Here is a 23,552-nt window from a genome sequence, read left to right on the forward strand (position 1 = left end):
GCTAAAGGGAGCGACGCGGAGAAATCAGCAAATCGCCGAACAGCAGACCCGCCACCAGCGAGCCCAGAAGGGTAATAAGCAGCAACCCGGTATCCATGCCCAGTACCGCGTCGCGATCGAGCAGGTAGGAAACACTGCGAAAACCCACGCTTCCGGGTACCAGCAAGATGATGCCCGGTTCGCGAACCACCGCACCGGGCTGGTGGGCGAAACGCGCATAAAGGTTGCTGAGCGCGCCCAGCAGGATGCCGCCGACGAAAACGCCGAAGGGTGCACCGGAAATCGCCCCACCCCAGCGCGTGGTGAGGTACCCCAGCACCACCGCTGCCATCACCACCGGCCAATCGCGGCGGGCGGCGCGGAACAGGATGGCGAAGGCGAAGGCGCCCACGATCAGGGTGGGCCAATCGGCCCAGCCGGGCAGCGCCGGCAGGGCGTAATCGCGTGGTACCACGCCCAGCGCGGCGCACACCTGGGTAGCGGCGACGGTGCCAAAGGTGAGCTTGAGTAGAGTCGCCACCGCGCCGCCCATGCGCGCGACGCCGGAAACCAGGTGCTGGCTGGATATCTCACGCACGGCGGTGGTGAGCGCCATGCCGGGCAGCAACACGATCAGGCTGCCCAGGATCACGGATTTCAGCGCCAGCGGCACGATGTATGCGCTGACCAAGGTGGCGATGAGGGTGGCGACCAGGGCGCTGATGGCCTCGCTTGCCACCGACAGTCGCGGCCGACTTACCGACAGCACGGTGATGGCACCGATCACAACGCCGATGAATCCGGCGGTAAGCAGGTCCACCCACGATGAGTGCAACAGCAGGCCCACCACGGTCGCTGCAGCCAAGCCATAGCTGGCGATGACGGCTGCGTGGGCTCTGGCTGACTCCGGTGCGCCCAAGGCTCGCAGCAGGCGAAAGCCCTCGCGCAAGTCGATCTTGCCGTCGATCACGCCGTCGGCGATGCGGTCGGCCTCGACCAGACGGCCCAGGTTGACATCACCGGGCGGCAGCCGCATCACCTGGGTAACCTGGGCCACGCCCTCCTCGCCCTGGGCAAGGTCGGCGAAGGAGACGATGATGGCGGTGGGGCTGGACCATACTTCGGCCGTGAGTCCCAGGCGCTGGGCGGCGCTGGACATGGCACCCTCCAGGCGCGGCGCGGTGGTGCCGTACTGGTGAAGGCGGCGCGCCAACTCCACCAGGAACGCGATGCGCGTATTCAGCGCCGCCGTGGCGAAGCCGATGGCGGGCGCGGCCTGCCTGTCCGCCGCGTTCATGCCGCGGGTCGTACCTGCAGCAGGCTGCCACTCACCGACACCACCTCCACTTCGATGCCTGCGGGCAACTCCGGCCCCGACACCAGCCACACGCCGTCGCCCACGCGGGCCTTGCCCCGGCCGTTGACGATCGGTTCTACCAGCACCAGATGCTGGCCCACCAGTTGTTCCCCGCGCCGGTTGAGCAACGAAGCCGAGGGCTCGCCACGCTCAAGACGCGGACGCAGCCATTTCCAGTAGGCGAAGCACGAGGCGAAGGTGAACACCCCGAACAGGATGGCCTGGGTCAGCACGCCCATGCCGGGCGCAGCGAACAACACCACGCCCATGGCGCCGGAGGCGATGCCGATCCACAGGAGGAAATAGCCCGGCACCAACATCTCGCCAGCGATCAGCACCAGCGCAAGGATCCACCACAGGTAGTGCATCGCCAATCCAGGCATGGCCGTCAACCCACCGGACGCGGCGGTTGCGCGCGCGCCGCCGCCTGCTGGGAAACCGCGTCACGCGCAAGCTCGGCGATACCTGCCAGCGAGCCCAGGATGCCGGTGGTCTCCATCGGCAACAGCAGGGTTTTCTGGTTGGGCGATTTGGCCATTTCCTTCAGCGCCTCGACGTAGTTGTTGGCCACGAAGTAGTTCAGCGCGTTGACGTTGCCGTTGGCAATCGCCTGCGACACCATCGTGGTCGCCTTGGCCTCGGCCTCGGCCAGGCGTTCGCGGGCCTCGGCCTCGCGGAAGGCCGCTTCCTTCTTGCCCTCGGCCGAAAGAATGGCCGACTGCTTTTCGCCCTCGGCCTTCAGGATCGCCGCCTGGCGGAAGCCCTCGGCGTCGAGAATATTGGCGCGCTTTTCGCGCTCGGCCTTCATCTGGCGGGCCATCGCATCGACGAGATCGCGCGGCGGGGAAATATCCTTGATCTCGATGCGGTTGACCTTTACGCCCCACGGATGGGTGGCCTCATCAATCACATTCAGCAGCTTGGCGTTGATCGCGTCGCGCTGGCTCAGGGATTCGTCCAGGTCCATGGAACCGAGCACGGTACGGATATTGGTCATGATCAGCGCCAGCGCGGCGCCCTCGAGGTTGGCCACCTCGTAGGCTGCCTTGGAGGCATCGAGTACCTGGTAGAACACCACGCCGTCGACGCGCACCACCGCGTTGTCCTTGGTGATGACATCCTGCGAAGGCACGTCGAGCACCTGCTCCATCATGTTTATCTTGCGCCCCACCGCATGGTAGATCGGGATCAGGAAATGCAGCCCGGGGCTAAGGGTGGTGGTGTATTTGCCGAATGTTTCGACCGTCCATTCCCAGCCCTGCGGCACGATACGTACCAGGCGGGTAATGGTGATGACCACCAGGACGACGACAACGAGTGCAACCATGCTTCCCATGACCTAAGCTCCATGCAGGTGAAGCCGCAGTATACCCACCAGCAGGGGTTCAGAGCGGCAGGAACAGGCTCACCCGCAGGCCGCCGCCCTCGCGGTTGGCCAGCGCCACGCGGCCGCCATGGGCCTCGGCAATCTCGCGCGCCAGCGCAAGGCCCAGGCCCGTGCCTGAGCGCTTGGTGGAATAGAACGGCAGCAGCGCCTGCGCCAGCACCGTTTCGCTCATGCCGGGCCCGCGGTCGGACACTTCCAGGCGAACCATCCGCGCCACCACTGCTACCGACACCGCCACTTCGTCGTCCGGGCCACCGGATTCGTGGGCGTTCTTGATCAGGTTGATCAGCACCTGTTCGATCTGCGCGGCGTCGAAGTGTCCCGGTTCTTCCGGCAGGCGGCCGTCGAGCCGGAACTGGCAATGCAAGGCCAGCGACTCGATATATGGCGGCCAATCGATCGCCACCGGTTGCGGCGCCGGCAACTTCGCGAAGCTGGCGTAGCCGGCGATGAAACCGTGCAGGTGGCGCGTGCGTTCGGCGATGGTGCCGAAGACGCCGGGCAGCCGGTCGGTATCGCCTCGCCGCGCAAGTTCGGCGCCCGAGTGCGCCAGCGACGAGATCGGCGCCAGGGAATTGTTCAGTTCATGGCTGATCACGCGGATCACCCGTTTCCAGGTGGCTACTTCCTGCCGCGAAAGCTCGCGCGTCATGCGGCGGAACAACTGCAGGCGATGCGGTCTTCCCTGCAGGCGGAAATTGCGTTGCGAGATATGGAAGGTTTCCTCGCTTCCTTCCATCTCCACGGTGAGCAGGGCGTCTTCGCCCGAGGCGATCGCCTTGCGCAGCGATTCGGAAGTGCCTGCCAGGATCTCTTCGAAACCCAGCCCGTGCAGGCTGCGGCCTTCGTTGAACAAATGCCGCGCCGCGATGTTGGCATAGGTCACCTTGCCCGCCGCGTCGGTGAGCACCAGCGCCACGGGCGTATTCTGCACCACGGTGTCCAGCAGCAGTTCGCGCTGGGCCAGGTTCTGCCGCTGCTCGCGAAGGGTATTGCCCAGGGCATTGTGCGAACGGATCAGCGCGCCGAGCTCATCGCGACGATGCGAGGCGATGGAGAAGCTGAAATCGCCGTCGCGATAACTTGCCACGGCACCTTCCAGCGCGCGCAGCAGCCGCTGCAGGGGCCGGGTCACCCGATGGGCCAGCATGCTTGCCAACGGCAGCAGAACCACGACCGTGGCAAGCATCGCGCCCAGCGACCCTACGCCACCGGGCGCGGCAATGGTGAGCTTGAACCATGTGTTGATCGCTTCGATGACCTGCGGCAGCGGCCACACGGTCACGCCGACATAAACCAGCGCGCCCGACAACGCGGCCGCGGCCAGCAGCAGGGTCAGCCGGCCCTCAAGGCTTAACAGCCGCATGGGCTCACCGGCATGCAGGATCCATCGGGGTCTGTGCGCATTGCACTGGCGGACGGCCATCCTGCGCGGTGGGCGGCTGGCCGGCTTTCTCGAAAGGCCGGCGATCCGGGTACGGATCTTTGAGCGACGCGGGTTTATTGTCGCGGAACTTGAAGTGGCTGTCGGCTTCGCCAGTACGGGACGACCGGGCATTGTTGTAAGCGTCGGCGGCCGCGGCAGCCGTGGTGCTGCGGGCGGGCCCAAACTGGTCGGCCGCCTGAGGCGACGCGGACTGGGCGAAGCTCGCCCCGGCGAACGTGGCCAGGCACAGGGCAAGGGCAAAAGGACGGACCATGGCGCTACATCCTCGATCAGGCACGTGAGGCACGTTGTACCTCACTTGGTGTGACGCGCGACAGGGCCGGAAGGAATCAGCCGGCCACGGCCAGGCCGTAGCGCTCGATCCGGCGATACAGGGCCTGGCGCGAAAGTCCCAGCGTCTGCGCCGCACGGCTCACCACGCCACCGGAACTGGCCAACGCGGTTTCGACGGCCTCGCGGGAGGGTTCGTCCAGGTTGCGCATGGCCGAGGGCGAAGCGGCCGGGAGGTTCAAGTCGCGCACGGCGACCACGCCGTCGCTGGCCAGCAGGCGGGCACGTTCGATGGCGTTCTTCAGCTCCCGTACGTTGCCCGGCCAGTCGTGTGCCAGCAAGGCATCGCGGGCTTCCTCCGATAGCCTGGCCCGGCCATCGAGGAAATGCTCGGCCAGGGGAAGGATGTCGTCCACGCGCTCGGACAGCGGCGGCAGGTTCACTTCGATCACGTTCAGGCGATAGAAGAGGTCCTCGCGGAAGGTACCGGCGCGGATCATGGCCTTGAGGTCGGCGTTGGTGGCGCTGATCACGCGCACTTTCACCTTGTGCGTGCGGCCTGAGCCCAGCCGCTCGAACTGCCCGGTCTCCAGAACGCGCAGGAGCTTCATCTGCCCTGGCAGCGGCAGGTTGCCGATTTCATCCAGGAACAAGGTGCCGCCATCAGCCATTTCGAAACGGCCCTCGCGGGCCCGGTTGGCGCCAGTGTAGGCACCGGCTTCGGCACCGAACAATTCAGCTTCGATCAATTCACCCGGCAGTGCACCGCAGTTGACCGCGATGAAAGCGCCTCGGCTTACCGGTGAGTTGGCGTGCACGATCGCCGCGATGCGCTCCTTGCCGGCGCCGTTGGGGCCGGTGACCAGCACCGGGACGTCGGAACGGGCCACCTGGCAGGCCAGCTCCAGCGTGCGGCCCATGGCCTCGGAGGCGAATACCAGTCCATCGAGCTCGTACTTGCGCTGCAGCGCCTCGCGGCGCTTGCGGCGCTCGACCCGGGCCCGGGTGACTTCCTTGGTGGACTCCGCCAGTTCCAGCAGGTTTTCAACCGTGGCCAGCAGCTTGGCGTCGTCCCAGGGCTTGCCCAGGTAGTCGGCGGCACCTGCCTTGACCAGTTCCACGGCGGTTTCCAGGTGCGTCCATGCCGTGAGCAGGATCACCGGCAGGTCCGGGTGGCGTTCGCGCACGGCGCGGAACAGGGTTACGCCTTCCTTGCCGGAAGTGGTATCGGCGGTGAAGTTCATGTCCTGGACAAGAACGTCCACGCTCTCGCGCTCCAGGATGGCCAGGCCGTCTTCCGGCGTAAGGGCCACCAGGGGGCGTATCTCGCGCAACGACAAGGCCAGCGACAGTGCGTCGCCCACGGCCGGGTTGTCGTCGATGATCAGGACAGTTCGCATCTTTGCTCGTCGCATAGAGGCATGGATGCATCTCCACGCCGAAAGGTTGAAAGGGCCCGCCAAAAAATTCTAGCAGGCCCGTCGTTCAGGCGTTGCGCGTGGCTTCCACCGGCGACACCTTCGAGGCCCGCATGGCCGGCGCAAGTACCGCGCCCTGCCCCAGCAGCAGCAACAGCACCATGCCCACCAGCACGTACACCACGGACATCCGCTCGGTCTCGAAGTGCTGCTGCAGCCACATCGACATGCCAATGGCCATGGCGCTGCCCACCACCACGCCCGCCCCGCCGATGAGGAAATTCTCGGTCAGGAAATAGGTGAGGATGTCACGCTTGGTGGCCCCAAGTGCCCGCCGCACGCCGATCTGCTTGCGGCGCTGGCCCACCCAGAAGCTGGTCAGACCCACGATGCCGGCCGCGGTGATCGCCAGCAGCACCGCGCAGACGATGCCCATCATGATTGCCATGCCGCGATCGCGCTCATAAGCCTTGCTTCGCACATCGGCAAAGGTTTGCACGCCGTTCTCGTCGGGCAAGGTGCGCATGCGGTTGTTCTTCACCAGCACGTCCAGCACATGCGCGCGCACGGCTGCCTCCTGTCCTGGCTTGGCGCGCACCAGATAGGCGTTGTAGTCGGTGTTGAGCACAGCCGGCAGGAACGTCACGTACTGGTCCCACGTGGAGGCAAAGGAACTCACCCATGGCACCTGGGTCTTCTCCACGATGCCAACGATGGTGCTGGGCTTCTTTTCCTCGGTCAGGTAAATGTTCTTGCCGAGCGCCGAACCGTCCGGGAACAACTTGTCCGCCAGCGCCTTGGTCACGATCGTCACGGGACCTGCAATGGATTTCTTCGGGTCCTGGTCGATGACGTCACCAGCATTGAAATTGCGCCCGGCAACCAGCCTGACGCCCAGGGTGGCAAGCGCATGCTCGTCGACGAAATAAATCGCCGTCTGCCCGGTGGATTTCTTCTGGTCGGGATTGGTCCGCGCGCCCATCGACCAGCCGCCGTTGCGCAGCGGGTAGGAATTGGTGGCGTAAACCGCCTCCACATCCGGCATCTGGCGCAGTGCCTGGAGATCGGATTTTATCAGCGGAACGAAATTCTCCGTGTTGCCCACCAGGCGGTTGGTCACGATGACCAGGTTCGATTCATCGATGCCCGTACCGCGCGACAGGTGGCTTACGCGCTGATGGATGATGAACAGCGCATTGCAGACGATGGCCAGGGTCAGCGCAATCTGCAGGGCGATGAGGATGGTGCCGGCCTTGTGCCGGCGCAGCGCGGATAAAATCGGCTTGATCATCATCGTGGTGGCCTCAGTTGGATTTCAGCTGCCAGGCTGGCTGCACTTGTGCTGCGCGCCAGGTGGGATAAAAGGCCGCCAGCAAGGTGGCAGCGACGGCAACCAGCAAGGTGATCAGCACCAGCGAGATATCGAGCGTCGCCAGGCGGGCGATGGCCGGTTCGAATACCAGCCCCACGCCCATCACGCCAAGGCCCGTCAACAGCAGGCCCAGTACACCGCCGGCCACGCCCACGGCGGCCGCCTCCAGCAGGAACTGGAAATAAATTTCCTTACGCGAGGCCCCAAGGGCCCGGCGCACGCCGATTTCCGGCGCACGGCGCATGAACTTCGCCAGCAGCAGGCCTACGGTATTGACCAGGCAGATCACCAGGAATCCCAGCGATACGAACAGCGAGATCTGCGTCTCGGCCGGCACCACGTGCTCGGCATCGAGGAAATCCATCACATCGCGCAGGCGCACGTTGTTCGGCCAACGGAAACGCCCCGCCTTGCGCTGCTCGTCGACGTAGTTGGTAAGGAACTGCTTGTAGCTGGCAGCGGCCGCGGCATCGGGCAGTTCCACCCACATCGCAAGCCATATGCATTCGGAGCGCAGGTAGTTGTCCCAGCCATCGCCCGGGTCGCTGTTGCAGTTGTTGTTGCCGTTGCTTTGCTTTTGCAGTTCTATGGCGCGGGTGAAGGGCATGTACAACTGTGCACCCTTGTCGAAACCGCCCGTATTCACCAGGTCGAAGAACCGCGGCGAGGCGTCCCAGTCTTCGATCACGCCCGACACCACGTATAGCCGGCCGTCGAGGTTGAGCTGCTTGCCCACGCTGTTGGCGCCGCCGAACACCTTGTCGTTGAGCTTCTTGGAGATGACTACCACCGCGGCGTGGCCCTCGTCTTCCTCCGCTGACCAGGGCTTGCCGAAGATGAAGGGCACGTCGAACATCGGGAAGAAGTCGGTGTACACCGCATAGGCGCCTTGGCGCTGGGGCAGCGAGGACGGATCGTCGGGGATAAGCGCCGATGCGATCGGATAGAGCGCCGTCTGGCGTGGCGCCTTGTGCGCGCGCATCAGCGCGACCACGTCCTTGTAGGTCATGGAATCGGGTGGCTCACCCTTTTCGGTGTCCTCCGGCCCCCAGTTGTCGATCGCCGGGTGGAACAGCTGGGCGGATTTCTGCGGTATGGGATTGCGCGAGGTAGCGCGGAACACCGAGTAGGTGGTCATCGACGCCGCGACGCCAAAGCCGATCGCCATCACCATCAAGGCGGTGAGGATGGGGTTGCGCCTCAAGCTGCGCAGGCCGAGTTGGAAGTAGTAGCCGAACATGGATGGCTCCTTCGATGGGTCAGGCGTTTCGGGTGGCGACAACAGGGGGCACCGCGGCGGCGCGCCGCGCGGGGCCGAGCACGGCAAGCTGTCCCAGAAGCCAGAGGATCAGCGCACCGTAAGGCAGGTAATACGCAGGAAGCAGCGGCAGCTCGTACAGCTTCATCAGCACGGCGCTCAACACGTAGGCCAGCACCATGCCGACCACGATGCCGCCACCGACGATGAGGAAATTCTCTATCTGGAAATAGTGCAGGATGTCCCGCCGCGTGGCGCCGATGGCGCGGCGGATGCCGATCTGCTGGCGCCGTTGCTGCACCCAGAAGCTGGCAAGGCCCACGATGCCCAGCGCCGACACCAGCAACAGCGCCGCGATCACGCCAACCATCATGATCGCCATGGAACGGGTGTTGGCGAAATACGCATCACGCAGTTGGGTGAGTGGACCCGACGCCGTGGCATCGAGGATCACGCTCGGCTCGTCGCGGGTAATCATGGCCGTGGCGCGCGCAAACACATCTTGAGCTTTTTCAGGCGCCACGCGGAGCAGATAGACGCTTGCCATGCCCTTGCCCGCCAACGCCGGGGTAATGAACGAATTGGTTGCCGCAAAGGGACTTGGATTAGGCCGCACCATCCTGGCCACCACGCCTACCACGCGGAAGGTCAGGTTGGTCACCAGCACCGGCTTACCCAGGGGGTTCTGCCCAGGCCACAACTTGGACGCGTAATCGGCGTCTACCAGCAGCGAGGAAGCCTTGGGCAGGAAGCCGTCCACCGGTGCGTACTCATCGGCCGTGAACCACCGGCCCGATACCAGGCGCAGGCCCAGTGTCTTGGCGAAACCTGCATCACCCAGGTAGAAGTGCGCCTGTATCCGGTAAACCGGATCGTTCGGATCGATGCGGAACCCGGCTTCGCCGGCCTGCGGGCCAAATGGCGTCGCATTGGCCACGGCCACCGATTCCACGTTAGGGATCGAGCTAAGTTTCTGGCGCAACCGCGGCCCCAGGTCCACCGCCTGGGCATCGTCCACGCCCGCCAGGCTGATCGCCACCAGGCGGTCGTCGTCCACGCCGGTTTCCACATGCGACAGGCGCACGCGCTCAACTACCAGGTACAACGCGTTGCACAACACGGCACAGGCCAGTGCAATCTCCATGGCGATCAGGAACGTCGCCATGCGATGCTTTTTAAGCGCGGCGAGGATGGGCGCGATCTGCATCATTGCACCTTCAGTTGCAGGGCCGGCGCCACACGGCTGGCGCGGAAGGCAGGAAACACACCGGCAAGCAGGCTCGCTCCCAGCGACAACGCCAGGGCCAGCACGAACACCGGCATATCCACGGCAACGAGGTCGGCATAGGCCACCGGTTGCTGGCGAATGGCGTAGATACCGGCCACCGTCATGAACAAGCCGAAGAGGCCGCCAATCAGGCCGATCAAGCCGGCCTCCACCAGGCATTGGCCGAAGATCGCCTTACGCGAGGCACCCAGCGCCCGGCGCACGCCGATCTCATTGCTTCGACCAATGAACTTGGCCAGCAGCAAGCCCACGGTGTTGAACAGGCAGATCAGCAGGAAGGCAAAGGCCAGCCACGTCTGCAGTTTCACGTCCGCCGGAACCACCTGCTGGAAGTCCAGCCATTCGTGCAGGCTCATCATGCGCGTGAGCTTGGGATGCGTCAGGCGGCCAATGGATCGCTGCTGGTCGTCGTAGTCTTCGAGGAAACGCCGGTAGGCGTCGCGTGCGGCGACATCAGGCAACTCAACCCATAGCCCCACCCAGGCACACGCTGCGGTCGTCATATGGTGGGGATCGACCATGCCGTCGGACCAGCAGGTAAACGGCTGCATATCGGCCTGGGCGATGTCGATGCCAGTAGGCATCGGCAGGTAAACATCGTGCGGCGGTCCGTAGAGGTCCGCCGTGTCGCCGCCGCTGAAGCGGGCGCCGACCACCATGTAGAAGCGCGGGCGCGGACGCCAGTCGTCTAGCACGCCCACCACGCGCAGTTGCGCGCCGTTGATCACCACATCGCGGCCCACGCTGTTGGCGCCGCCGAAAAGCCGCTGGTTCAACGTCGATGAAATCACCACCTCCCGCGCGGCGCGCTGCTCGTCCTGCGCGCTCCACGCACCGCCATAGCGGAACGGCACGTTGAACATCGGGAAGAAATCCGAAGTCGTGGCCAGCGTCTGGACGATGAAGGGCGCCTGGCCGCTGACGGTGGGCTGCACGCGCGTGGCCGCGTTGGCAAGCATCGCCTGGCGCGACGCCCGGTGGGCCTGCCACAAGTCGTGCGCGCTGGTGTAATCGAGCAGGTCCATCGGGGTGTGACGCAAGGTGGCCCCGGTGCTCGGATCCAGTTGCGGGAAGAACAACTTCCCGCTCTTGGCCGGCAGCGGGTCTCCCGACAACAGGAACATCACCGACAGCGTGGTCATGCTGGCGCCGATGCCCACGGCGATCGCCAGCACCATCAATGCCGTGAGCATGCGCGTGCGGCGCAGGCTGCGAAGGGCAAGGAAGAAGTAATAACCCAGCACGTCAGCTCCTGGTCGCTTCGACGGGGGGAATATGCGAAGCGCGCAGCGCCGGCGCGAAGGCCGAGGCCTGGCCCAGCACGATGAGCGCGACGATGCCCGCCAGCACGTAATTGACGGACAACCTCGCCAACTCGAACTGGACCATCAGCCAGGCATTGATGGCGAAGGCCATCAACGCGCCGACCAGCACGCCGCCGACCGTGATCAGGGCATTTTCGGCGAGGAAATAATTAAGGATGTTCCGGCGCGTGGCACCCAGTGCGCGGCGGATACCGATCTGCCGACGGCGCTGCCCCACCCAGAAGCTCGACAACCCCACCACGCCCGCCGCGGTCACGGTGAGCAGGATCACGCATACCGCGCCCATCAGGATGGCCATGCCGCGGTCGGCACGATAGGCGCGCGCGCGAATGCCGGCGAAACTCAAGACGCCATCGTCTTCCGGGATCACCCGCTGAGGGTCCACGGCATACAGCGCATCAGGCACGGCTTTCATGGCCGCATCCAGCCTGCCGGGACGGGCACGGATGGCGTAGGTACGGTAGGTGAAGGAAAACCGTGCCGGCACAATCGATGTCTGCCAGGCAAAGCTCTCCGCCCAGGCCTGCACGGTGGAACTTTGCAGGCGATCGACCACGCCGATGATCCGGGTGGGCGGCGCCGAAGGCCCCACGTACACCGTCTTGCCGATGGCGTCGCCATCAGGGTAAAGCTTCTGTGCCAGCGCTTTGGAAATGATCAGCTGCGCCGGTGCGACGCGATCGCGCAGGCTGTGCGGAAGAACCTCTTCGGGCCGGAAATTCCGCCCTTCCACCAGGTGCAGCCCCAGGGTTGCCAGGGTGTGCTCATCGCCCAGAAAGAAAGCCGTGGACGGGCCAACCTTGTCGCCGTCGGGCGTCTGCCCCAGCCAGCCGGTCCAGTTGCTGTTGGCAAGGGGCAATGTGTTGGTGACGTAGGCATCGGCGACATCCGGAAGCGCACGAATGGCTGCCAGGTCCGTGCGCACGTCGGCATCGAGCCGCGCCTTGGCCGCCTCGCCATCGCTGGGCAGTCCCCCGCGCTGCACGCTTACCTTGAACAGGTTTGCTTCATCGATGCCCGTGGGCCGGCCGATTCGCTCGATCCGCGTGGTGATGATGAACAGTGCATTGCAGACGATCGCCAGGGTCAGCGCGATCTGCAGGCCGATCAGGAGGGCACCGGCCTTGTGGCGGCGCAACGCGACGATGATGGGTGTGATGGCCATGGTCAGTTCGACTTCAACTGCAAGGCCGGGCGCACCCAGGTTGCCCGCAGGGTGGGATAAAGGCCGGCAACGACCGTGGCGAGCACGGCCATGCAAAGTGTCAGCGAAAGCAGGCTGCCGTCCATCCGTGCGAGCGCTGCGATGTCTTCGGGAAGCACCGCCCGCATGGCGGTCATGCCGATCCAGGTCATGGCCACGCCAAGCAGGCCGCCGGTGAATCCCAGCACGGCAGCTTCCACGGTGAATTGCACGGCGATCTGCAGCCTCGATGCCCCGAGCGCGCGGCGAACACCGATCTCTCCGGAGCGGCGCATGAACTTTGCCAGCATCAACCCGATGGTATTGACCATGCACACCACCAGCAGTCCCAGTGCCACCAGCAGCGACACCTTGGTATCGGGCGGCGCGACCTGCTTGAAATCCAGCCATGCAGGCAGGTTGCGCAGGCGATTGTTCGATGCCCAGGAGAACCGGCCCGCCTGCCGCTGGCCGTCGGTGTAGCCGTCGAGCCATTGGCGGTACGCCGTGGCATCCGCCGTGGAGTCCAGCTGCACCATCACCGCAATCCATGCACATTCGGCGGTCAGCGTCCCGGAAAAACCTTCTTCGAGCGGGGAACGGGCGCAGTTGTAATTACCGGTGTTCGTCGACTGTGCGTCGATGGCGGTGGCAAACGGCAGGAAAACGTCGTCCGGCTCGCCGAAATTCCGGTTGGCCACATCGTAGAACAGCGGTTCGGGGGTGAAATGGTCCAGCACGCCGACAATGCGGTAGGGCTTGCCATCGAGGATGATTTCCCGCCCCGTGCTGTCCTCGCCCTTGAACTGACGATCGTTCAGGCGCGAGCTGATCACGGCCACCTTGGCATGCGCTGCGTCTTCATCGGCCGACCACGCATGGCCATAGACGAAAGGCGCGTCCACCATCGGGAAGAATTCCCACTGCACGGCGTGGCCCATCACTTCGCGCGGCCGGGATCCAGGCGACGCCGGGTCGATGGAAGGCGCGATGTTGTACATCGCCGACTGGAAATGCGCCCGATGGGCGCGGGTGATCGCCAGCGCATCCTTGTAACTGACCAGGTCCTGCGGTTCGTTGCTTGTCTTGGCCGCAGCCGTCGGCCCGAACAGGTCGATCTGCGGCACGAACAGACGCGATGATTTCCACGGTATCGGATCACCCGATACCGCCCGGAACACCGAATACGTGGTCATCGACGCCCCAACCCCGAAAGCGATCGCCAGCACCATCAATCCCGTCAAGGCGGGATTGCGGCGCAGGCTGCGCAGGGCGAGGTCAAGGTAATAGCCGAACATGCCAGCGCCTTAGATGTTCACCCTGCCCGCTTGCACCTGCGCGTGGAAACGCGGGTCCTCGGCAAGGTCCACCACCTGGCCGTCGATCACGTGCACGTTGCGCTGGGCGCGGGCGGCCAGTTCCGGATCATGGGTGACCATGACGATGGTGGCGCCCTCGCGGTGGATCTCCTCGAGCAGTTCCATCACGCCGCGGGCCATCTGCGTATCGAGGTTGCCGGTGGGTTCGTCCGCCAGCAACAGGCGCGGGGAACCGGCCAGTGCACGGGCGATCGCCACGCGCTGCTGCTGGCCGCCGGACAGTTCCGCCGGGTAATGCTTGGCGCGGGAAGCCAGGCCCACGCGCTCGAGCGATTCCATGATGCGCTGCTTGCGTTCGGCCGCCTTCATGCCGCGATAGCGCAGCGGCACTTCGACGTTGTCGAAGACATTGAGGTCAGGGATCAGGTTGAAGGCCTGGAAGATGAAGCCGATCTTCTCGTTGCGGATGCGCGACCGGGCGTTGTCGTCCAGCTTCGACACCTCGACGCCGTCCAGGTGGTAGGTGCCGCCGGTGAAGGTCTCCAGGAGGCCCGCAATGGTCAGGAAGGTCGTCTTGCCGGAGCCTGAAGGACCGGTCACGGCGACGAACTCACCCTCGTTGACGTCGATGTTGAAATCGCGGAGGGCGTAGGTCTCGACCACTTCGGTACGGTAGACCTTGGACAGGTGGGTCATCTTGAGCATCGTGGATTTCCTTTGGCTGCGGATTTGGGTTCGGCGGGTTGCGGTTTTTTTACGTCAGCTGCTGATGACGACGCGGGCCGCGCCGTTGAAGGAATCGGTGCCGGAGATCACGATGCGATCGCCTTCCTTGAGGCCATCGAGGATCTCGACCTTGTCGATGCTGCTGGTGCCCACGCGGATCTCGCGCTTCTCGGCGATGCCCTCGTGCACCACGTAGGCGTAGCGGCCACCACTTTCATCGACGAAGGAACCGCGGGCCACGGTGAGCACGTTGTCGCGGCGATCCATCAGCACGCGCACGCTCATGCGCTGGCTCTGGCGCAGCTGCAGCGGGGTCTTGCCATCGAACCGCAGGCGCGCTGCCACTTCACCGTTGACGACTTCCGGGGATACCGCGCTGATCTTGCCGTTCCAGGTGGAACCGTTGCCGGTGATCTCGCCGGGCATGCCGATGGCAAGGTCGCGGGCGAAACTCTCAGGCACCTTCATCTCCACTTCCAGCGCGGAAAGATCGATCACGCTCATCAGCTGCGCGTCCTTGGCCACGGTGGCGCGTTCGGCCACGAACAGCTGGCCGACCTGGCCGTCGACGGGCGAGCGCACCTGCAGGTTGTCCACCTGGCGCTTCAAGTCCTCCACCAGCAGGTCCTGGCGGTCGTGGGCCAGTTTCTTGGAACGGACATCGAAGGTGGAGCTGTTGGTGTTGAGGCTTAGGTCGCTTTGTGCGTGCTGCTCGGTAACCTTGGCTTTCTCCAGCGACACTTCCGCCTTGTCGACATCGGCCTTGGGCACGGCGCCCTTGCTGAAGGCGGTGGTGTTGCGTTCCACGTCGCGCTCGGCGGCCTTGCGGTCGATCACGGCGTTGTCGTAGGCCTTCTGCAGTTCGCTGGCCTTCTTCTTCGCATCCACTTCGGCGCGCAGGAAGTCCACCTGGCTGTTGTCGGCGTTGGATTGCTCCTGGGCGAGCTTGTTGGTGAGGTCAGGGCTGTCGATGACCGCCAGCACCTGGCCTTTCTTCACCGAGTCGCCCGCGTGCACCTGCAAGGTCACAGCGCCGCCGTATACGGCGTAGAGCGTTGGGCTGACGGCGGCAACCACCTTGCCCTCGGCGGCGATGTCACGCACGAACAGGCCGCGTTGCACATTGGCGAAGGAAAGGCGCGAGGCGCTCACCGAGGAGCCAGCGGAGAACATGCGGCCGACGCGGGGCGCCACCATCACCAGCAGCCCCACCGCCACCACGGCTCCGGCAACGAGGCCGATCGTGCGCATGCGCTTGCGCTGGGGCTTGACCTCGACGATGCGGTCGGTGGCGGAGGTATCGCGAATCATGTGCGGTTCCTGAAAGGGCTGTCACCCAGAGAAGGAGCAAGCCACGTGCCAAGCCGCGATCGCGATTTTTATTTATTTATATCAATAGGTTGAACTACAGCGGAAACGGCCTTCCGGTGTCCGCGGACAACGGACAGCGGACAGGCGATGCAAGCGGTCGCCGAAGCGGACAGCTGCGGGCCTCGCCGTGGGAGGGGTTAAAGATAGGCCACCGACTGGGCCTGGGCGATGGAGCCTGCGAGCGAACGGCCCATCGGCGATACCGCGCAAGCGCCCGTGCTTCGCAGCAGGCGCAGGCCGCCCACTATGTTCGTATCGAAGCGGATCACCCGGGCCTGGGCCGCGGTGAAACCCTGCTCGACAGGCGTCCATTCATCGGCGCCGATCGGTTCGCCCTCGGCCAGCAGCGCGTCCCAGCCCAGGTAATCGGTATCGGGCAACAGATAGGTGCGGGCCAGGCAAATGCCGCTGGCATCGACGTATTCAAGCCATTCGCGCGGGCCGTCTGCCGTGACGGCGCTGCCGGCACCCACCAGCCGCGTGGCGAGCAATGGCGCCACCAGTGCGTCGCCGGCGATCACACCACGCGGCAAGTGCGTAAGGCAAGGCGCGCAACGCAACCGTGGCAGGTGCAACACGCTGCCCAGCGTGGGCAAGGTGCGGGCCAGCGCCTGTGGGCCGAGGCGGAGCCAGCGTGTCTGGACCGCGGAAGGATGCTCGCGCCTCGGGGCGCCGAAGGTGGCAAGCCAACCGAACATGTGTCACCTCGAAGGAAGGCGACCGTGGCTGGCTAACCGGAAGATCCGTTCCGGACGGCGGGCTGGGCCTGGGGGAAGACTAAAAAAAGGGGATTACTTGGTAAGGATGAGCTTGTCGTTGCGGGTAAGGCGCAGGTGGTACTCATTGCCCTCGTGTTCGATCACCAGTTCCCGTGAGCCTTCCAAAAGACTCTGGCTGGAAGTGCGTCGGACCGACGGGGCGGCCACCTTGAGGGAAACCACCCGGCGGTGGCGCAGGGCGTCTTCGTTCAGCGACAGGGGTTGGGTCAACATCGCTTGGCTCCGCATGAGAAGGGGTGCGGAGTTAATGATAACGATTCTCATTTAACTGTCAAGCGCCCTACCCCACGGCGGCGGAGATTGCCTCCATCAGGCCAGGATCGAGCTTGTCAGCCACCTCCAGCGCCTTGAAGTTCTCTTCCAGTTGCTCGCGTTTGCTGGCACCCAGGATCACCGTGGAAACACGCGGATTCTTCAGGCACCACGCGAGCGACAGCTGCGCCAGGCTCACCCCGAGCCGTTCGGCGATGGGTACCAGCGCACGCACCTTCACCATCGGGTCGCCCTGTCCGAGCAGGCTGTCGCGCAGCCACGCGTAGTTGCTCTGGGCCAGCCGCGAGCCGTGCGGCACGCCATCGAGGTACTTGCCCGACAGCAACCCCGAGGCGAGCGGCGACCAGATCGTGGTGCCCATGCCGAATTCCTCGTAGAGGGATGCGTATTCCTGCTCGACCCTTTCGCGATGGAGCAGGTTGTACTGCGGCTGTTCCATGGTCGGCGCGGTCAGGTGGTTCTGGCGCGCCGCCTGGTGTGCCTGGCGGATCTGCGCCGCCGACCATTCGCTGGTTCCCCAGTAAAGCACCTTGCCCTGGCGCACCAGCATGTCCATCGCCGCCACCGTCTCCACGATCGGCGTGTCCGGATCCGGGCGATGGCAGAAGTAAAGATCAAGGTAATCCACGCGCAGGCGCTCGAGTGCCTGGTGGCAGGCTTCCATCACATGCTTGCGCGACAACCCGCGTTGCGTGGGCAACGGGTGTTCCACCGCGCCGAACATGACCTTGCTCGATACGCAGTACGAATCACGCGGCAGACGCAGATCCGCCAGCACGTCGCCCATCAGCCGCTCGGCTTCGCCGTTGTTGTACGTCTCGGCGTTGTCGAAGAAGTTCACGCCACGCTCGTGCGAATAGGCGATAAGTTGCCGCGCCAGCGACCGGCCGACCTGCGCACCGAAGGTGACCCAGGCGCCGAACGACAAGGCTGACAGTTGCAAGCCGGAAGTACCGAGGCGACGGTATTGCATGGCGTACTCCTTCAGGAGAAATGCAGTACGAAGGCCAGGACGATGGCGGCGAAGATGCCGGCGACGACATCGTCGAGCATCACGCCAAGACCGCCCTTGACGCGGCGGTCGAGCCAGCTGATGGGCCAGGGCTTGGTGACATCGAAGAGTCGGAACAGCACGAAACCCAGGATGACAGCCCACCACGGCGCGAGCAGCGCGGGCAGCAGCGCCAGCCATTGGCCTATGAATTCGTCCCAGACCACGCTGCGGTGGTCGGCCACGCCGATGGCCCGGCCAGCGACGTTGCAGGCCCACACGCCGATGGCGAAGCCGACAACGATCACCAACAGGTAAACCGGCACGGACAGCTGTCGCAGCAGCAGCCACGGCAGGATCGCCACAAGCGAACCCATCGTGCCTTGCGCCTTCGGCACCAGCCCCGAGCCGAATCCGCAGGCGATCCAGCCACCTGGCGTGGCGAGCAAAGCGCGCCGCGCATCGGCATCCAGCACGTATTTGTCGCTCATGGCGCGAAGTGGTCCCAGCCGCCGACAGCCGCCGCATGCCATTGGCCGGCGGTATCGGCAAGGCGAACGCCCTGCCCGGCCACGATGCGGCCGATACGCGTGGCACCACAGCCCAGGCGCGCCATTTCCGCGCTGACGTCGGCTACGTGCTGCGACGGCAGGGTGAAGCACAGTTCGTAGTCGTCGCCGCCGGTGAGCGCGAAAGCCGTGGTGTCGTTATCGGCAAACATCGCGCGCAAGGCCTCCGAGCGCGGCAACAAAGCCGGATCCAGTTCCGCGGCAACACCGCTGGCCCGGCAGATATGGCCGAGGTCGGCGACCAGGCCATCGCTGACGTCGATGCATGCGGTGGCAACGCCCCGCAGGGCGCCACCGGCGGCGACCCGCGGCGTGGGACGATCCAGGCGCGCAACGAGATCGTCGCCACGGCCAGTGCCGATGCAGCGCAACCCCGCCGCGGCGTCGCCGAGCGTGCCGGTCACCATCACCACGTCACCGACGTTCGCACCGGAACGCAACAGACCCTGCCCCGAAGGCAGGAAGCCATGCACAGCCACCGTGATCGACAAAGGCCCGCGTGTGGTATCGCCGCCCACCAGCGCCACGCGATGTGGCGCGGCGAGGGCCGCGAAGCCTTCGGCCAGGCCTTCGACGAAGGCACAGTCGGCATCGGGCAAGGTCATCGACAGCAGCGCCCAGGCCGGCACCGCACCCATGGCGGCAAGGTCGGACAGGTTCACTGCCAATGCCTTCCAGCCAATGTCGAAGGCACGGGTACCCGGCGGAAAATGCACGCCCGCGACCAGGGTATCCATGGCCACCGCCAGCTCGCGCCCAGCGGGCACGGTGAGTACCGCGGCGTCGTCGCCGATGCCCGTGAGGACGTCGTCGCGAGCCTGGGCGGTGAGGTCGCGCACGCGTTCGATGAGGTCGAATTCCATGCGCAATGGACCTTAAGCGACGCCCGGTCCCGGGCGTGTGAATACCATCGTGACCTGACCCTTGTAGGCCGCGCGGTGACTGGGCACATAACCCAAGCCTGTGGCCACGCGGATCGACGGCTCGTTGCCCGGATCGATCAGGCAACAGGTGCTGCGGCCAGCGAAATGGCCGTCGCCCCATGCCAAGGCCGCTCCGGTCGCCTCGCGGCCAAAACCCTGGCCGTGCACGTCGCTGACCAACGCCCAGCCCATCTCGGGCACGCCGTCGTTCGACGGGCATATGTCCCGCTTGAAGTAGGCGAAGCCCACTTCACCAATGAATCGGCTCGTTGATTTTTCCTCGATCGCCCAGAAGCCGAAGCCCTGCAGCGCCCAGTGACCGGCATAGCGCAACATGCGTGCCCAGACATCTTCGGCCGACGAGGGCTTGCCACCGATGTGGCGGACCACGGCAGGATCCGCCCACATGGCGGTACAGGCGGCGTAGTCGTCCAGCCTGTGCGCCCGCAGTCGCAAGCGCGGTGTATCGATCACCGGGATCTGGCCAGGAAAGGCCGATGGGTCGTGCATGGAATGTCCTTCACCGAACAACGGCCGGACGAGCCGGCCGCGGGAACATCAATGTCGTTTTTCGGCCGTACGCCAGTGCGTGGCCAGTTTGTCGAGCACACCGTTGACGTAGCTGTGGCCGTGGTCGGCGCCGAAGCGCTTGGTGACTTCGATCGCCTCGTTCAGGATCACCCTATAGGGGACGTCGGGGCGATACTTCAATTCGTACGCGGCCAGGCGCAAGGCGGCGCGCTCGATGGGATCGATCTGGTTGACCTCGCGGTCGACGAAGGGCTTCAGGCCCTCGTCGAGCTCGGCCTGGTGTTTCTCGACGCCAAGCAGGAGGTCTTCGAAGTATTCGAGATCCGCCACTTCCATATCTTGTTCGTGGCGAAACTGGTCGATGACCTTGGCCATGCTGGCACCACCCACCTGCCACGCGTAGATGGCCTGCAATGCGCGGCGCCGTGCGCGCGAGCGCGCGGCAAGGTCGACGCCTTCCGGACGGCGATTCATAGCTTGGCGTACAGGTTGACCATCTCAATCGCGGCCATGGCGGCATCGCTGCCCTTGTTGCCGGCCTTGGTACCGGAACGCTCGATGGCCTGCTCGATGTTTTCCACGGTGAGCACGCCGAAGGCGACAGGCACGCCCGAATTGAAGGCGGCCTGCGCCAATCCCTTGCTCACTTCGCCGGCCACGTATTCAAAATGCGGGGTACCGCCGCGGATCACCGCGCCCACGCCGATCACCGCCACATGCTTGCCGTTGTTGGCCACCTTGTAGGCCGCCAGCGCGATTTCCCAGGCGCCGGGCACGCGGATAAGGTCGATGGCGTCGTCTTTCACGCCGTGGCGGACCAGGGTGTCGCGCGCGCCCTGGACCAGCGACTCCACGACGAAGCTGTTGAAGCGGCCGGCGACGATGGCGAAACGGCCCTTGGGCGTGGCGAAATCGCCCTCGATGATCTTCATTGGTTCAAGCCTTCGGTGATGGGGCAAAACCCCGCAAGGACCCGCCATTTTACGGCTTTTTCTTAGGTCAGTGTCAGGGGATGGATGGATACCCTTCGATGGCAAGGCTGGCCTCGCCCCCGGCCACGCGAAGCCGGGCATGGGCACCGACCGGCAAGGTGAGCTTGTCCGGGCAGTGGCCGAACGGCAATTCCGTGACCACCGGGATGCCGGCCACGGCGCCGATACGCTCGATCGCGTCCGGAAGGTCGTATCCGTTGTCGTATTCACTGCTGCGATAGGAGGAGAAATCTCCAAGCACCAGCGCTTTCTGCCGGCCAAGGATGCCCGCCAGATACAGGTGGTAGAGCATCCGTTCCACCCGGAATGGCGGTTCGGAAACATCCTCGATGAAGAGGATGCCTCCATCGATCTTGGGCATATAAGGCGTGCCCACCAGGGCGCAGATCACGGCCAAGTTGCCGCCCCACAGCGTGCCTTCGACATCGACATCGGGTGAGTCCGGGGCGGCGCTCCAGGCAGCATCCATCGCGGGCGAGCACAGGGCCTTCCAGAAATGGCGCCAGGTGAAGTCCCGCAGGGCTTCGGCGCCGAAATCCGCGCTGAGCATCGGCCCGCCGAAGGTCACGAGGTTCGATCGGGCAAGCAAAGCCAACTGGATGGCGGTGAAGTCGCTGTGGCCGACCAAGGCCAGGGGACGAGAGCCCAGCCGCTCGCCAAGCCCGTCGTAGTCCAGGTGCTCGAGCAGTTGGTGCGCGCCATAGCCCCCGCGAACGGCCAGGGCGATATCCACCGAAGCATCCGTGCCCAGCGCGTTGAGCTCGGCAAGGCGCTCGGCGACGCTGCCGGCGAATCGCTGGTCGATGCGCTGCAGGGCGTCCTTGCCGACAACGGCGTGTCCGGCCGCTTCCAGGCGCTCAACGCCACGGCGGACCGCAGTCTGGTCATGGGGATAGCCCGAAGGGGCGATGAGCTGGATCTTGAGGTTCCGATGCATGCCAATGTCTGTGGACGGGCCAGTAACGCAGCCCTTGGAAGAAACCTAAGCCTAACCGACGTAGCCGTCGACCTGCAGGCCGAAGCCTTGCAGTCCCACCAGGCGGCGTGGCGTACCAAGCACGCGCAATGAGCGAACGCCGAGGTCCGTAAGGATCTGCGCCCCCAATCCAAGCTGGCGCCACGCCTGCGGGTCTTCGTTAGGCGCTTCGCTACCGGCCAGGCGGGCCAGCAGGGCCTCGGCGGAATCTTCACCGGACAACACCACCAGGACGCCGCGCCCTTCGCTATCGATGCGGCGCAAGGCGGCGGTAACGGTATGGCCCAGATCCTCGCGCTTCAGATGCAGCACGTCGGACAGGGTGTTGCGCACGTGCACGCGGGTAAGCACCGGCTCGCCATGGGCGACATCGCCGCGGACCAGGGCAAAGTGCAGGCCGTGGGCAATCGCATCGCGGAAAGCCACCAGGCGGAACGTGCCGAACTCGGTATCCACGTCCGCCTCGTGTACACGCTCGATCGTGCGTTCGGTCTCCAGCCGATAGCGGATGAGGTCGGCGATGCTGCCGATCTTCAGGCCATGCTTGGCGGCGAAGGCCTCCAATTCCGGACGCCGCGCCATCTCGCCGTCGTCCTTCAAGATCTCGATCAACACCGCCGAGGGCTCGAGCCCCGCAAGCGCGGCAAGGTCGCAACCGGCCTCGGTGTGTCCAGCGCGGGTAAGCACGCCACCGGGGCGGGCCGTCAACGGAAAAATATGCCCGGGCTGGCTGAGGTCTTCCGGACGGGCGTCCTTCTTCACCGCCGCAAGAATGGTATGGGCGCGATCGTAGGCCGAGATGCCGGTGGTGACGCCTTCGGCCGCCTCGATCGAAACGGTGAAGTTGGTGTGGTAGGCCGAGGTGTTGTCGCTGACCATCGGGCGCAGGCCGAGCTGGCGCGTGCGCTGTTCGGTCAGGGTAAGGCACACCAGCCCGCGCGCCTCGCGCACCATGAAGTTGATGTGCTGCGCGGTGACCTTCTCCGCGGCCATGATGATGTCGCCCTCGTTCTCGCGGTCCTCGTCGTCGAGGATCACCACCATGCGCCCCGCGCGCAGTTCGTCGAGGATGTCGGGGATGCTGTCGAATGCCATTGGATGCTTTGCCTGTTAGCGCGCGAAACCGTGTTCGCGCAGGAAATCTTCGTCAATACCGCTGCCGCCGCCGGCGCCGAGCAACCGCTCGACATAGCGCGCCACCACATCGACCTCGAGGTTCACCGCATCGCCGGCCTTTCGATCGGCGAAAGTAGTGTGTTCCACCGTATGGGGAATAAGGTTCACTCCGAAGCGGTTTCCCGACACTTCATTCACCGTGAGGCTGGTGCCGTCGATGCAGATCGAGCCCTTCGCTGCGATATAGCGGGTGAGATTCGGCGGAACCTCGAAGGTCCAGCGTTGCGAACGGCCGTCGTTGGTGACGGAAACGACCTTGCCCAGGCCGTCGACATGCCCTGACACCATATGGCCGCCGAGCCGATCGGCCATGCGCAGGGCTTTTTCCAGATTGACCCGGCTGCCCGGGCCAAGCTGGCCGAAGCTGGTGAGCGAGAGCGTTTCGTTGGAAACGTCGGCGGCGAACGATTGGGCGCCCAGCTCAACCGCCGTCAGGCAGACACCGCCCACGGCGATGCTGTCACCGAGGGCAACATCGCTCATATCCAAAGTGGCGGTGTCGACGGTCAATCGGACGTCCCCGCCGCGACGCTCGATGCGTGCGATGCGGCCGACGGTCTGGATGATTCCGGTAAACATGGCTTACGTCCTGCGGCACGAGGTTGATGAACGTCGGCAAGGCAGGACGCATGCCTCCCGCTT

Annotated in this window: 25 protein-coding genes; all 25 read right to left on the bottom strand. The window is 65.0% G+C overall.

The features are described 5' to 3' along the window. Nucleotide 1: 1 nt before the first annotated feature. Complete coding sequence (locus NDK18_RS06480) at nt 2-1,276, bottom strand: threonine/serine exporter family protein (protein ID WP_250625131.1); 1,275 nt, start codon at nt 1,274-1,276, stop codon at nt 2-4. Beyond that, nucleotides 1,273-1,719: an NfeD family protein gene (locus tag NDK18_RS06485; protein WP_250627353.1), complete on the bottom strand. Its 447-nt coding sequence runs from the start codon at nt 1,717-1,719 to the stop codon at nt 1,273-1,275. The genes NDK18_RS06480 and NDK18_RS06485 overlap by 4 nt, the downstream gene beginning before the upstream one ends. 5 nt (nt 1,720-1,724) lie before the next feature. Continuing rightward, nucleotides 1,725-2,672, bottom strand: a complete 948-nt coding sequence (locus NDK18_RS06490) for an SPFH domain-containing protein (RefSeq protein ID WP_250625129.1) — start codon at nt 2,670-2,672, stop codon at nt 1,725-1,727. A gap of 49 nt (nt 2,673-2,721) precedes the next feature. Then, nucleotides 2,722-4,089 (bottom strand): sensor histidine kinase, encoded by a 1,368-nt coding sequence (locus NDK18_RS06495; protein WP_250625128.1) that lies wholly within the window; start codon nt 4,087-4,089, stop codon nt 2,722-2,724. A 4-nt stretch (nt 4,090-4,093) separates the two neighbouring features. Further along, on the bottom strand, nt 4,094-4,423 hold the full coding sequence (locus tag NDK18_RS06500) for a hypothetical protein (protein WP_250627354.1): 330 nt from the start codon (nt 4,421-4,423) through the stop codon (nt 4,094-4,096). Nucleotides 4,424-4,499: 76 nt separating this feature from the next. Beyond that, nucleotides 4,500-5,840, bottom strand: a complete 1,341-nt coding sequence (locus NDK18_RS06505; protein ID WP_250627355.1) for a sigma-54-dependent transcriptional regulator — start codon at nt 5,838-5,840, stop codon at nt 4,500-4,502. An 85-nt stretch (nt 5,841-5,925) separates the two neighbouring features. Continuing rightward, the gene (locus NDK18_RS06510; protein WP_250625125.1) at nt 5,926-7,152 is read right to left on the bottom strand and encodes an ABC transporter permease; all 1,227 of its coding nucleotides are present in this window, start codon (nt 7,150-7,152) and stop codon (nt 5,926-5,928) included. A gap of 10 nt (nt 7,153-7,162) precedes the next feature. Continuing rightward, the gene (locus NDK18_RS06515) at nt 7,163-8,470 is read right to left on the bottom strand and encodes an ABC transporter permease (RefSeq protein ID WP_250625124.1); all 1,308 of its coding nucleotides are present in this window, start codon (nt 8,468-8,470) and stop codon (nt 7,163-7,165) included. Between the two features lie 19 nt (nt 8,471-8,489). Continuing rightward, complete coding sequence (locus tag NDK18_RS06520; RefSeq protein WP_250627356.1) at nt 8,490-9,695, bottom strand: ABC transporter permease; 1,206 nt, start codon at nt 9,693-9,695, stop codon at nt 8,490-8,492. Beyond that, the gene (locus NDK18_RS06525; protein WP_250625122.1) at nt 9,695-11,020 is read right to left on the bottom strand and encodes an ABC transporter permease; all 1,326 of its coding nucleotides are present in this window, start codon (nt 11,018-11,020) and stop codon (nt 9,695-9,697) included. Before NDK18_RS06525 ends, NDK18_RS06520 begins: the two co-directional genes overlap by 1 nt. A gap of 1 nt (nt 11,021) precedes the next feature. Then, nucleotides 11,022-12,266, bottom strand: coding sequence for an ABC transporter permease (locus NDK18_RS06530; RefSeq protein ID WP_250625121.1), 1,245 nt, complete (start codon nt 12,264-12,266; stop codon nt 11,022-11,024). Nucleotides 12,267-12,268: 2 nt separating this feature from the next. After that, nucleotides 12,269-13,582, bottom strand: a complete 1,314-nt coding sequence (locus NDK18_RS06535) for an ABC transporter permease (protein ID WP_250627357.1) — start codon at nt 13,580-13,582, stop codon at nt 12,269-12,271. A 9-nt stretch (nt 13,583-13,591) separates the two neighbouring features. Then, nucleotides 13,592-14,308, bottom strand: coding sequence for an ABC transporter ATP-binding protein (locus NDK18_RS06540; RefSeq protein WP_250625119.1), 717 nt, complete (start codon nt 14,306-14,308; stop codon nt 13,592-13,594). Between the two features lie 54 nt (nt 14,309-14,362). Continuing rightward, a complete protein-coding gene (locus NDK18_RS06545) occupies nt 14,363-15,640 on the bottom strand; it encodes an efflux RND transporter periplasmic adaptor subunit (protein ID WP_250625118.1) in 1,278 nt (425 codons plus the stop codon). 197 nt (nt 15,641-15,837) lie between these two features. Further along, nucleotides 15,838-16,398 (bottom strand): hypothetical protein, encoded by a 561-nt coding sequence (locus NDK18_RS06550; RefSeq protein ID WP_250627358.1) that lies wholly within the window; start codon nt 16,396-16,398, stop codon nt 15,838-15,840. 93 nt (nt 16,399-16,491) lie between these two features. Beyond that, nucleotides 16,492-16,692, bottom strand: coding sequence for a hemin uptake protein HemP (gene hemP, locus NDK18_RS06555; protein WP_250625116.1), 201 nt, complete (start codon nt 16,690-16,692; stop codon nt 16,492-16,494). A gap of 67 nt (nt 16,693-16,759) precedes the next feature. Next, nucleotides 16,760-17,725, bottom strand: coding sequence for a potassium channel beta subunit family protein (locus NDK18_RS06560; RefSeq protein ID WP_250627359.1), 966 nt, complete (start codon nt 17,723-17,725; stop codon nt 16,760-16,762). Nucleotides 17,726-17,736: 11 nt separating this feature from the next. After that, nucleotides 17,737-18,234, bottom strand: a complete 498-nt coding sequence (locus NDK18_RS06565; protein WP_250627360.1) for a phosphatidylglycerophosphatase A family protein — start codon at nt 18,232-18,234, stop codon at nt 17,737-17,739. Next, nucleotides 18,231-19,175 carry a thiamine-phosphate kinase gene (gene thiL / locus NDK18_RS06570; protein ID WP_250627361.1) on the bottom strand — a complete coding sequence of 315 codons (945 nt, stop codon included), beginning with the start codon at nt 19,173-19,175 and terminating at the stop codon, nt 18,231-18,233. The genes NDK18_RS06565 and thiL overlap by 4 nt, the downstream gene beginning before the upstream one ends. Nucleotides 19,176-19,187: 12 nt before the next feature. Continuing rightward, the gene (locus NDK18_RS06575; protein WP_250627362.1) at nt 19,188-19,745 is read right to left on the bottom strand and encodes a GNAT family N-acetyltransferase; all 558 of its coding nucleotides are present in this window, start codon (nt 19,743-19,745) and stop codon (nt 19,188-19,190) included. A 48-nt stretch (nt 19,746-19,793) separates the two neighbouring features. Further along, nucleotides 19,794-20,240 (bottom strand): transcription antitermination factor NusB, encoded by a 447-nt coding sequence (gene nusB / locus NDK18_RS06580; protein WP_250625111.1) that lies wholly within the window; start codon nt 20,238-20,240, stop codon nt 19,794-19,796. Continuing rightward, nucleotides 20,237-20,698, bottom strand: coding sequence for a 6,7-dimethyl-8-ribityllumazine synthase (gene ribH / locus NDK18_RS06585; RefSeq protein WP_250625110.1), 462 nt, complete (start codon nt 20,696-20,698; stop codon nt 20,237-20,239). Before ribH ends, nusB begins: the two co-directional genes overlap by 4 nt. A 73-nt stretch (nt 20,699-20,771) precedes the next feature. After that, nucleotides 20,772-21,695, bottom strand: coding sequence for a muramoyltetrapeptide carboxypeptidase (ldcA, locus tag NDK18_RS06590; RefSeq protein ID WP_250627363.1), 924 nt, complete (start codon nt 21,693-21,695; stop codon nt 20,772-20,774). 51 nt (nt 21,696-21,746) lie between these two features. Further along, complete coding sequence (gene ribB, locus NDK18_RS06595; RefSeq protein ID WP_250625108.1) at nt 21,747-22,829, bottom strand: 3,4-dihydroxy-2-butanone-4-phosphate synthase; 1,083 nt, start codon at nt 22,827-22,829, stop codon at nt 21,747-21,749. Between the two features lie 15 nt (nt 22,830-22,844). Continuing rightward, complete coding sequence (locus NDK18_RS06600) at nt 22,845-23,489, bottom strand: riboflavin synthase (RefSeq protein ID WP_250627364.1); 645 nt, start codon at nt 23,487-23,489, stop codon at nt 22,845-22,847. Nucleotides 23,490-23,552: the final 63 nt, after the last annotated feature.

Origin of the sequence: Pinirhizobacter soli (assembly GCF_015905305.1) — a bacterium.
Lineage (GTDB): Bacteria > Pseudomonadota > Gammaproteobacteria > Xanthomonadales > Rhodanobacteraceae > Pinirhizobacter > Pinirhizobacter soli.

What these genes read in the sequence shown, in the direction of transcription:
- NDK18_RS06565 (WP_250627360.1), bottom strand. Translation starts at nt 18,234, where the DNA reads ATGAGCGACAAATACGTGCTGGATGCCGATGCGCGGCGCGCTTTGCTC.
- NDK18_RS06515 (WP_250625124.1), bottom strand. Translation starts at nt 8,470, where the DNA reads ATGTTCGGCTACTACTTCCAACTCGGCCTGCGCAGCTTGAGGCGCAAC.
- NDK18_RS06530 (WP_250625121.1), bottom strand. Translation starts at nt 12,266, where the DNA reads ATGGCCATCACACCCATCATCGTCGCGTTGCGCCGCCACAAGGCCGGT.
- NDK18_RS06545 (WP_250625118.1), bottom strand. Translation starts at nt 15,640, where the DNA reads ATGATTCGCGATACCTCCGCCACCGACCGCATCGTCGAGGTCAAGCCC.
- hemP (WP_250625116.1), bottom strand. Translation starts at nt 16,692, where the DNA reads ATGTTGACCCAACCCCTGTCGCTGAACGAAGACGCCCTGCGCCACCGC.
- NDK18_RS06560 (WP_250627359.1), bottom strand. Translation starts at nt 17,725, where the DNA reads ATGCAATACCGTCGCCTCGGTACTTCCGGCTTGCAACTGTCAGCCTTG.
- NDK18_RS06505 (WP_250627355.1), bottom strand. Translation starts at nt 5,840, where the DNA reads ATGCGAACTGTCCTGATCATCGACGACAACCCGGCCGTGGGCGACGCA.
- NDK18_RS06510 (WP_250625125.1), bottom strand. Translation starts at nt 7,152, where the DNA reads ATGATGATCAAGCCGATTTTATCCGCGCTGCGCCGGCACAAGGCCGGC.
- NDK18_RS06600 (WP_250627364.1), bottom strand. Translation starts at nt 23,489, where the DNA reads ATGTTTACCGGAATCATCCAGACCGTCGGCCGCATCGCACGCATCGAG.
- thiL (WP_250627361.1), bottom strand. Translation starts at nt 19,175, where the DNA reads ATGGAATTCGACCTCATCGAACGCGTGCGCGACCTCACCGCCCAGGCT.
- nusB (WP_250625111.1), bottom strand. Translation starts at nt 20,240, where the DNA reads ATGAATCGCCGTCCGGAAGGCGTCGACCTTGCCGCGCGCTCGCGCGCA.
- NDK18_RS06480 (WP_250625131.1), bottom strand. Translation starts at nt 1,276, where the DNA reads ATGAACGCGGCGGACAGGCAGGCCGCGCCCGCCATCGGCTTCGCCACG.
- NDK18_RS06495 (WP_250625128.1), bottom strand. Translation starts at nt 4,089, where the DNA reads ATGCGGCTGTTAAGCCTTGAGGGCCGGCTGACCCTGCTGCTGGCCGCG.
- ribB (WP_250625108.1), bottom strand. Translation starts at nt 22,829, where the DNA reads ATGGCATTCGACAGCATCCCCGACATCCTCGACGAACTGCGCGCGGGG.
- NDK18_RS06485 (WP_250627353.1), bottom strand. Translation starts at nt 1,719, where the DNA reads ATGCCTGGATTGGCGATGCACTACCTGTGGTGGATCCTTGCGCTGGTG.
- NDK18_RS06535 (WP_250627357.1), bottom strand. Translation starts at nt 13,582, where the DNA reads ATGTTCGGCTATTACCTTGACCTCGCCCTGCGCAGCCTGCGCCGCAAT.
- NDK18_RS06490 (WP_250625129.1), bottom strand. Translation starts at nt 2,672, where the DNA reads ATGGGAAGCATGGTTGCACTCGTTGTCGTCGTCCTGGTGGTCATCACC.
- NDK18_RS06520 (WP_250627356.1), bottom strand. Translation starts at nt 9,695, where the DNA reads ATGCAGATCGCGCCCATCCTCGCCGCGCTTAAAAAGCATCGCATGGCG.
- NDK18_RS06575 (WP_250627362.1), bottom strand. Translation starts at nt 19,745, where the DNA reads ATGCACGACCCATCGGCCTTTCCTGGCCAGATCCCGGTGATCGATACA.
- NDK18_RS06550 (WP_250627358.1), bottom strand. Translation starts at nt 16,398, where the DNA reads ATGTTCGGTTGGCTTGCCACCTTCGGCGCCCCGAGGCGCGAGCATCCT.
- NDK18_RS06540 (WP_250625119.1), bottom strand. Translation starts at nt 14,308, where the DNA reads ATGCTCAAGATGACCCACCTGTCCAAGGTCTACCGTACCGAAGTGGTC.
- NDK18_RS06500 (WP_250627354.1), bottom strand. Translation starts at nt 4,423, where the DNA reads ATGGTCCGTCCTTTTGCCCTTGCCCTGTGCCTGGCCACGTTCGCCGGG.
- ribH (WP_250625110.1), bottom strand. Translation starts at nt 20,698, where the DNA reads ATGAAGATCATCGAGGGCGATTTCGCCACGCCCAAGGGCCGTTTCGCC.
- ldcA (WP_250627363.1), bottom strand. Translation starts at nt 21,695, where the DNA reads ATGCATCGGAACCTCAAGATCCAGCTCATCGCCCCTTCGGGCTATCCC.